The 8,996-nt window shown below is 61.5% G+C and carries 5 protein-coding genes; all 5 read left to right on the forward strand.

Going from position 1 to position 8,996, the window contains the following annotated elements; all coding sequences use genetic code 11:
* Positions 1 to 48 precede the first annotated feature (48 nt).
* The gene (aceE, locus tag RIFP1SYM_RS07335) at positions 49 to 2,703 is read left to right on the forward strand and encodes a pyruvate dehydrogenase (acetyl-transferring), homodimeric type (protein ID WP_005961335.1); all 2,655 of its coding nucleotides are present in this window, start codon (positions 49 to 51) and stop codon (positions 2,701 to 2,703) included.
* A gap of 77 nt (positions 2,704 to 2,780) precedes the next feature.
* A complete protein-coding gene (aceF, locus tag RIFP1SYM_RS07340; RefSeq protein ID WP_005961336.1) occupies positions 2,781 to 4,109 on the forward strand; it encodes a dihydrolipoyllysine-residue acetyltransferase in 1,329 nt (442 codons plus the stop codon).
* Between the two features lie 306 nt (positions 4,110 to 4,415).
* Positions 4,416 to 6,146, forward strand: coding sequence for a dihydrolipoyl dehydrogenase (gene lpdA / locus RIFP1SYM_RS07345; protein ID WP_039959974.1), 1,731 nt, complete (start codon positions 4,416 to 4,418; stop codon positions 6,144 to 6,146).
* 74 nt (positions 6,147 to 6,220) lie between these two features.
* Positions 6,221 to 7,009 carry an alpha/beta fold hydrolase gene (locus RIFP1SYM_RS07350; RefSeq protein WP_039959975.1) on the forward strand — a complete coding sequence of 263 codons (789 nt, stop codon included), beginning with the start codon at positions 6,221 to 6,223 and terminating at the stop codon, positions 7,007 to 7,009.
* Between the two features lie 143 nt (positions 7,010 to 7,152).
* Positions 7,153 to 8,996 (forward strand): diguanylate cyclase domain-containing protein (locus tag RIFP1SYM_RS16400; protein ID WP_050798730.1); only part of this gene is annotated, 1,844 nt, incomplete at its 3' end.

An 8,996-nucleotide genomic window follows, 5' to 3' on the forward strand; every position in this document is an offset into this window, starting at 1 on the left:
GCTGCTGTAGTTGCTGCAGAAAAAACGAAAATCGCATAGAGAATCTCGATGGTAAACAAACCCGATATCGATCCGCAGGAAACAGAGGAATGGCTCGACGCCTTGGAGGCGGTGCTGGAGAATGAAGGTGTCGAACGCGCCCATTTCCTGATCGAGCGGCTGGTCGACAAGGCGCGCCGTTCCGGAGCGCACCTGCCGTTCAGCGCCAATACCGCCTATCTCAACACCATCCCGCTCAGTCAGCAGGAGCGCTTCCCCGGTGACCGGGCGATGGAACGGCGCATCCGCTCCTTCATCCGTTGGAACGCGATGGCGATGGTGGTGCAGGCGAACCGCATCTCCACCGAGTTGGGCGGCCACATCTCCAGCTTTGCCTCGGTGGCGACTCTCTTCGACGTGGGTTTCAACCACTTCTTTCGCGCCTCCAACAAGGAGCAGGAGGGCGATCTGATCTTCTTCCAGGGCCACTCCGCTCCCGGCATCTATGCCCGTGCCTATCTGGAAGGGCGGATCAGTGAGGATCAGCTCTACAGCTTCCGTCAGGAGGTGGATGGCAACGGCCTCTCCTCCTACCCCCATCCCAAGCTGATGCCAGGCTTTTGGCAGTTCCCCACCGTCTCGATGGGGCTCGGGCCGCTGATGGCGATCTACCAGGCGCGTTTCATGCGCTACCTCAACGACCGCGGCATTGCCAACACTGAAAAGCGCAAGGTCTGGGCCTTCTGCGGCGACGGCGAGATGGATGAGCCGGAGGCGCTGGGGGCGATCTCTCTGGCCGGCCGCGAGCGGCTCGACAACCTCTGTTTCGTCATTAACTGCAACCTGCAGCGGCTCGATGGCCCGGTGCGTGGCAACGGCAAGATTATCCAGGAGCTGGAGGCGGTGTTCCGTGGTGCCGGCTGGAACGTGATCAAGGTGATCTGGGGCGGCTACTGGGATCCGCTGTTCAGCCGCGACAAACATGGCACCCTGCTGAAACGCATGGAAGAGGCGGTGGATGGCGACTACCAGGCCTACAAGGCTAAGGGCGGCGCCTACACTCGTGAGCACTTCTTCGGCAAATACCCGGAGCTTACCGAGATGGTCGCCGACATGACCGATGAGGATATTTGGCGCCTCAACCGTGGTGGCCACGATCCGCACAAAGTCTACGCCGCCTACGCCGAGGCCGCCAAGCACACTGGCCAGCCGACGGTGATCCTGGCCAAGACGGTGAAGGGCTACGGCATGGGCGTGGCCGGTGAGGGGCAGAACATCACCCACTCGCAGAAAAAGATGGGCGAGGCGGCGCTGCGCGCCTTCCGTGACCGTTTTAACATCCCAATCCCCGACGAGATGATCGGCGCCGCCCCCTTCTTTAAGCCGGCCGCCGACACACCGGAGATGAAATATATGCATCAGCGGCGACAGGAGCTGGGTGGCTATCTGCCGAGCCGTCGCACCCAGGCGGAGGCGCTGCAGGTGCCGGAGCTGAGCCTGTTCCAGCCGCTGCTGGAAGGCAGCGGTGAGCGCGAGATGTCCACCACTATGGCCTTCGTGCGGATGCTCAACATGCTGCTGCGTGACAAGAAGCTGGGTCGACAGGTGGTGCCGATCGTGCCCGACGAGGCGCGCACCTTCGGCATGGAGGGGATGTTCCGTCAGCTCGGCATCTACTCCTCGGTGGGCCAGCTCTATGAGCCGGTGGATGCCGACCAGGTGATGTACTACCGGGAGGATAAAAAGGGCCAGATCCTGCAGGAGGGGATCAACGAGGCGGGGGCCATGTCGTCGTGGATTGCTGCCGCCACCGCCTACAGTAACCACGGCACGCCGATGATCCCGTTCTACATCTACTATTCGATGTTCGGCTTTCAGCGCATCGGCGACCTGGCTTGGGCCGCCGGCGACATGCAGGCGCGTGGCTTCCTGATCGGCGGTACCGCCGGTCGCACCACCCTGGCCGGCGAGGGGCTGCAGCACCAAGATGGCCACAGCCATCTAATGGCTGCCACCATCCCCAACTGCGTCGCCTATGATCCGGCCTTCGCCTATGAGCTGGCGGTGATCATGCAGGATGGCATGCGCCGCATGTATCAGGAGCAGGAGAACTGCTTCTACTATCTGACGGTGATGAACGAGAACTACCTGCAGCCGGCGATGCCAGAAGGTGTCGAAGCGGGCATCCGCCGTGGCATCTACCGCTTCCAGCTGGGTGGCAAGCGGCGCAAACGGGTGCAGCTGTTGGGTAGTGGTGCGATCCTGCGGGAGGTGATCGCCGCCGCCGAGCTGCTGGAGAAAGACTTCAGCATTTCCGCCGATGTCTGGAGCGTCACCAGCTTCACAGAGCTGAGGCGTGACGGTATCGATGTGGAGCGCTGGAACATGCTGCATCCGGATCAGCCACCGCGCACCGCCTACATCAGTCAGCAGCTGGCGGAGACCAAAGGCCCGGTGATTGCCGCCACCGACTATATCCGCAGCTATGCAGATCAGGTTCGCCCCTATATCGATCGCCGCTACAGCGTGCTCGGCACTGACGGTTTTGGCCGCAGCGACATGCGTTCACAGCTGCGCAAGTTCTTTGAGGTGAATCGCTACTATGTGGCGCTGGCTGCCCTCAAGGCGTTGGCCGACGATGGCAAGATTGATGCATCCGAAGTTAGCAAGGCGATCAAAAAGTACAAGATCGACCCGGAAAAGCCGAATCCGAGCACGCTCTAGCGATCTCAGAGCATGGCCGGCTTCGGTATTCCAGCCGGGAAAAGATTGAGCGCCGAAAAGGCGGTAGAGGATAGACAGTGGCAAAAACGACAGATGTAGTGTTGCCAGACATCGGTGACTTCGACGCGGTCGAGATCATCGAGGTATTGGTCTCCGAGGGGGACCAGGTGGCGGTGGAGGATTCGCTGGTCACCCTGGAGAGCGACAAGGCGACCATGGAGATCCCCTCGCCCCATGCGGGCAGGGTGACCGAGGTGCGGGTCAAGGTGGGCGACCAGATTAGCAAGGGGCATCTGCTGTTACGCATGATCCTGGATGCGAGTTCTGAAGAGGCGGCTCCCACCAATCACGACGCACCGGCGCCTGCCACCGAGGAGCTGGAGACGGTGCAGGCCCCCGCCCCGGCGGTGCAGTCGGATGCGCCCGAACGGCGACCTGCGGGTGAGAAGGCAAGCAGCCCCTACCCGGTGCCCGGTGGCAGCATCGAGCTGGGCGAGAGGAAGGCCCACGCCAGCCCGGCGGTGCGCCGCTTCGCCCGTGAACTGGGGGTCGATCTTAGTCAGATCAGCGGCAGTGGCGCCAAGGGGCGCATCCTTAAGGAGGATGTGCAGGGTTTCATCAAGAAATCCCTCAGTGGTGGCCAGCCGGCACGGGCCCCAGGTTCGCCCCTGCAGATGCCGAGTGGGCCCGTGATCGACTACTCGAAGTTTGGTGAGATCGACACCCAGCCGCTGGGCAGGATCAAAAAGCTCAGTGGCGCCCACCTGCACCGCTGCTGGCTCACGGTGCCCCATGTCACCCAGTTCGACGAGGCCGATATCACCGAGCTGGAGGCGTTTCGCAAGGCGCAGAAGGAGGCAGCGCTGAAGCAGGATCTGCGCCTCACCTTCATGCCGTTTCTGATGAAAGCGGTGGCCGCCGCGCTGCGCGAGATGCCGACCTTCAACGCCGCCCTCTCGCCCGATGGCGAGAGCCTGATCTACCGTAAATATGTGCATATCGGTGTGGCGGTGGATACCCCCAACGGTCTGGTGGTGCCGGTGATCCGCGATGTGGATCAGAAGGGTGTGTTCGATCTGGCGAATGAGCTGATGGCGGTCAGTGGCCGCGCCCGTGACGGCAAGCTGATGCCCGCCGATCTGCAGGGTGGTTGTTTCTCCATCTCTAGCCTGGGCGGTATCGGCGGCACCGCCTTCACGCCCATCGTCAACGCACCGGAGGTGGCGATCCTCGGCGTCTCCCGTGCTGCGATGAAACCAGTGTGGGATGGCCAGGCGTTCCAGCCTCGGCTGATGCTGCCGCTGTCGCTCTCCTACGATCACAGAGTGATCGACGGCGCCGACGGCGTGCGTTTTACCAGCCACCTGGGCGGGGTGCTGAGCGACATCCGGCGGCTGCTGTTGTAGAGATAGGGTGGCCCCTAGGGAAGCTCTGAATAAGTCTGGTTAGATTTAGGCTGAGATAAAATCGTTCCAATTTGTTTCGAAGTGAGCAGGAATAGCCGGCCTATTGCTCCGGTCTTCGGGACGAATTGGGGCGATTTTAACCAGCGTAAAGCAATCATGACTTGTTTAGAGCTTCCCAGGCCGCCGTGTGCCATCGCGCAAAATCAAGGATAATGTCGGGCTATGCCCGACCTATGGCAGGTTCGCTTACCCAGCGGGCATTATAGATTCAAACACAGACACAGGCCGTTCCCCAGAGGAAACAACATGAGCAAAACCATCGAGGTTACTCTTCCTGACATCGGCGATTTCGACCAAGTCGACATCATCGAGGTGCTGGTTGCCGAGGGTGATCGGATCGAGGCGGAGGACTCCATCATCACCTTGGAGAGCGACAAAGCAACGATGGAGATCCCGGCCCCCGAATCGGGGGTCGTGATGGATCTGCTGGTCAAGGTGGGGGATAAAATCTCTGTCGGCAGCCCGATCCTCAGGCTGGAAGTGAGTGCGGCGGAGACAGCTCAGCCTAAGCCCGAGCCGAAGGGCGCGCCAGTGGCCGAGGCAGTCAAAGGGCCGGCGGATATCCAGACCGATCTGGTGGTGCTGGGCGGTGGCCCCGGCGGCTACACCGCCGCCTTCCGCGCTGCTGACTTGGGCAAGCGGGTGGTGCTGATCGAACGCTACCCCCGTCTCGGCGGGGTCTGCCTCAACGTCGGTTGCATTCCCTCCAAGGCGCTGCTGCACGCCGCCGATGTGATCAACGAGGCGGCCGAGATGGAGTCAATGGGAATCAGCTTTGGCAAGCCCGATATCGATCTCGACAAATTGCGCGCCGGCAAGGATAAGGTGGTGAAGAAGCTCACCACCGGGCTGAGTGCGTTGGCCAAGCAGCGCAAGGTGCAGGTGGTGCAGGGGGTGGGCCGATTTGAATCGCCCAATCGCATCGGTGTCGAGAGCGCTGAGGGGTGCACCTCGATTGCCTTTAGTGATGCGATCATCGCCTGTGGCTCCAGCTCGATCAAGATTCCGGGCTTCCCTCACGAAGACCCGCGCCTGATCGACTCCACTGGCGCCCTGGCACTGAGCGATGTGCCTAAAAAGATGCTGGTGATCGGTGGCGGTATCATCGGCTTGGAGATGGCCACCGTCTACGCCACCCTCGGCAGTGAGATTGATATCGTCGAGCTGCAGCCGACGCTGATCCCCGGCTGTGATCCGGATCTGGTGCGACCGCTCACCAAGCGCATCAAGAAGCACTACCACAGCATCATGCTGGAGACTAAGGTCACCGACGTCCAGGCGCAGAAGCAGGGGCTGAAGGTGAGCTTCGAGGGCAAAAACGCACCGGACAAGCCGCAACTCTACGACAAGGTGCTGGTGGCGGTGGGGCGCACTCCCAACGGCAGGTCAATTAACGCCGAGGCCGCGGGGATCAACATCGACGAGCATGGCTTCATTCCGGTGGATCAGCAGATGCGTACCAACGTCCCCAACATCTACGCCATCGGCGATGTGGTGGGACAACCGATGCTAGCCCACAAGGCGACCCATGAGGCGAAGGTGGCGGCGGAGGTGATCGCAGGTCTGCCGGCCCAGTTCGATGCCATGACCATCCCCTCTGTGGCCTACACTGATCCGGAGGTGGCCTGGATGGGGCTGACCGAGACCGAGGCCAAGGCTAAGGGCATAGAGTATGAGAAGGGTGCCTTCCCCTGGGCCGCCAGCGGTCGGGCGCTCGGCATCGGTCGTGATGAAGGCATGACCAAGCTGCTGTTTGAGCCCGGCAGCAGGCGTATCCTCGGCGCCGGCATCGTCGGCCCCAATGCCGGCGAGCTGATCGGCGAGACCGTGCTGGCGCTGGAGATGGGCGCCGATGCGGAGGATATCGGGCTCACCGTGCACCCCCATCCAACCCTCAACGAGACCATCTGCTTCGCTGCGGAGATGGCCGAGGGCAGCATCACTGACCTGCTGCCGCCGAGAAAACGCAAGAAGTAGGAGTGCCGCTCGCGGCGCGAACTGCCGGGGGTAATTCGCGCTGCAAGCAGCGCTCCTGCGGGTTCCAGAAACCCATGAGTCTGCAGCTCCACTACCGTGAGGCGGGCGATCCCACTGCGCCGCCGTTGATCCTGCTGCACGGTCTGTTCGGCTCCTCCGCCAACTGGCTCGGCATCGCCCGGCGGCTGGCCGCCGATTTCCGCCTGATTATCCCCGATCTGCGCAACCACGGTCGCTCCGCCCACGCGATGCCGATGGACTACCCGGTGATGGTGGAGGATCTGCTGGCGTTGATGGATCGGCTTGGGATCTCAGCGGCCCATCTCTGCGGTCACAGCATGGGCGGTAAGGTAGCGATGTGGCTGGCGCTGCAACACCCTGAGCGGCTCGAGCGGCTGGTCGTGGCCGATATCGCCCCGGTCAGTTATTCGCACCGTTTCGATGCAATCTTCGACGGCCTGCAGGGGGTCGATCTGTCTCCTGAAGCAACCCGTCAGCAGATCGACCAGCAGCTGGCCCGATGGGTCGATGATGCCGGGGTGCGCGGCTATCTGCTGCAGAATCTGCTGCGCATCGATGGCGAGTGGCAGTGGCGACTCAATTTGAGTGGTCTGCAGGCTGCGCTGCCGGAGTTGCTCTCCTTTCCCGAAGTCGGTGGGCAGGCCTTCCCCGGTGAGGCACTGTTTCTGCATGGCTCCTGCTCGGACTATGTGCGGGAGTCGTATCGACCGATCATCCTGCGTCACTTCCCCTTCGCCCGGCTGCGCATGATCGAAGGCGCAGGTCACTGGCTCTATGCCGAACAGCCGGACAAGTTCACCGCGCTCTGTTGCAGTTTTTTCTCTGCTGATGGGGGATGCTGATGGTAACGGGGGGCGATAGTGCCTACATTAGAAGTAGAGAAAGCGCACAGGGTGTTGAGTCAATTGTGCGGCGCTTTTTTTTGTATCCGGGCGGAAAGCTTTCTGTCGCAGGGGATGCGCATACCGAAGACTATCGATGAGGGATGGTCAGTCGGTTGGGTCTGACGACTCGTTGGCAGGAGTCGCCCCTGGTGATGGAGAGTGGCTTTTTGATTGACAGTGTCAGCGGGATTGGACGAAACAGCCTGAAGTGGTATTCCCTGCTGCTCAGTGCAGGCTGGACTTTGGTGTTTGTCGTGCTCAGCTTCTGGGGAGCCGCAGATATCCAAGAAAATACCCGCGAGATGGCAACCGCCGAGGCGCGCGCGCACTTCTTCAAGGACAACGCCTTCCGCCTCTGGGGCACCGACCATGGGCGCATCTATGTGCCGGTCTCTGAGACCACCCAGCCCGATCCTTATCTCAAACATATCCCTGATCGCGATCTGACCACCCCGTCGGGAGTCCAGCTTACGCTGATCAACCCGGCATCGATGATCCGCCAGATGAAGGAACACTACGGCGACCTTTACGGTGTGCCGGGACGGGTGACCAGCCTCAATCCGCTGCGGCCTGAGAACAGGCCCGATGCCTGGGAGAAACAGGCGCTGGCCCGCTTCGATCAGGGCAAGGAAGAAGCTTTCGAGTTCACCGAGATCGACGGAGAGCCTTACCTGCGCCTGATGCGGCCGCTGAAGGTGCATAAAGGTTGTCTGCTCTGCCATCCGGGCCAGGGTTGGAGAGTGGGCGGCAATGGTGGCGCTGTCGGGGTGGCGCTACCGATGGGGGGGTATCTGGAGATGGAGAACGCCTCGATTCAGAGGGAGATTGCGGCCTATGCCTGTGTCTGGTTGTTGGGCCTGTTCGGGTTGCTGATGGGCTATCGACAGCTGGCGGCCCGGCAGCAGGCGCAGCTCATGGCGGTTGCTGCACTCACCGACAGTGAGGCGCGCAAGGCAGCCATCGTCAAGAGTGCGCTTGATTGTATTGTTTCTGTGGATGCGCAGGGTCGGGTGTTGGAGTTCAACCCGGCCGCGGAACGGACCTTCGGCTATCGCCGTGAACAGATGGTGAGCCGGGATATGGCTGAACTGCTGATCCCGGAAGAGAGCCGAGATGCCCATTGGGCTGGTATACAGCGCCAGCTTGATGGAAAGACGGCGACCATCCTCGGTGAGCGCATTGAGGTGACCGCGCTGCATGCGGCCGGCCACACCTTTCCGGTGGAGTTAACGGTGACCCGTGAGAATGTGGGTGGCGAGCCGGTCTTTACTGCCTTTCTGCGCGATATTACCGCAGCCAGAGCGATGGAAGAGCAGCTCTCCTATCAGGCGACCCATGATGCACTCACCGGCCTGATCAACCGGCGTGAATTCGAGCGTCGCATGAACCGGGTGATGGATGAGGGGGGGAGGGAGCACTGTGTGCTCTATATGGACCTAGACCAGTTCAAACTGGTCAATGACACCTCTGGCCATGCCGCCGGGGATGAGTTGTTGCGGCAGCTGAGTCAAATGTTGAAGCATGAGGTGCGCCTCAGCGATACCCTGGCCCGGCTGGGCGGAGATGAGTTTGGAGTGCTGTTGAAATACTGCTCCCTGGCGGTGGCGGAGAAGATCGCCGAGGGGGTATTGAAAGTGGTCAGGAAGTTCCAGTTCTTCTGGAGTGATCGCCGCTATAGCGTAGGCATCAGCATTGGCGTGGTGCCGATCACCGGGCAAGGAGAGAGCCTGGCGGAGGTGATGAGTGCGGCGGATGCGGCCTGCTACGCAGCCAAGGAGCGGGGGCGCAACCGGGTGCAGGTCTATGCGCCGGATGATCTGGAACTGGCGCGCCGACGCGAGGAGATGGACTGGGTAGAGCGCATCCATCGTGGCTTTGAGGAGGAGCGTTTTCTGCTCTACCGTCAGGCTATCGTTGCACTGGGGGAGGAGCGGAAAAATGCCCT

This window comes from endosymbiont of Riftia pachyptila (vent Ph05) (genome assembly GCF_000224455.1).
Taxonomy (GTDB): domain Bacteria; phylum Pseudomonadota; class Gammaproteobacteria; order Chromatiales; family Chromatiaceae; genus Endoriftia; species Endoriftia persephonae.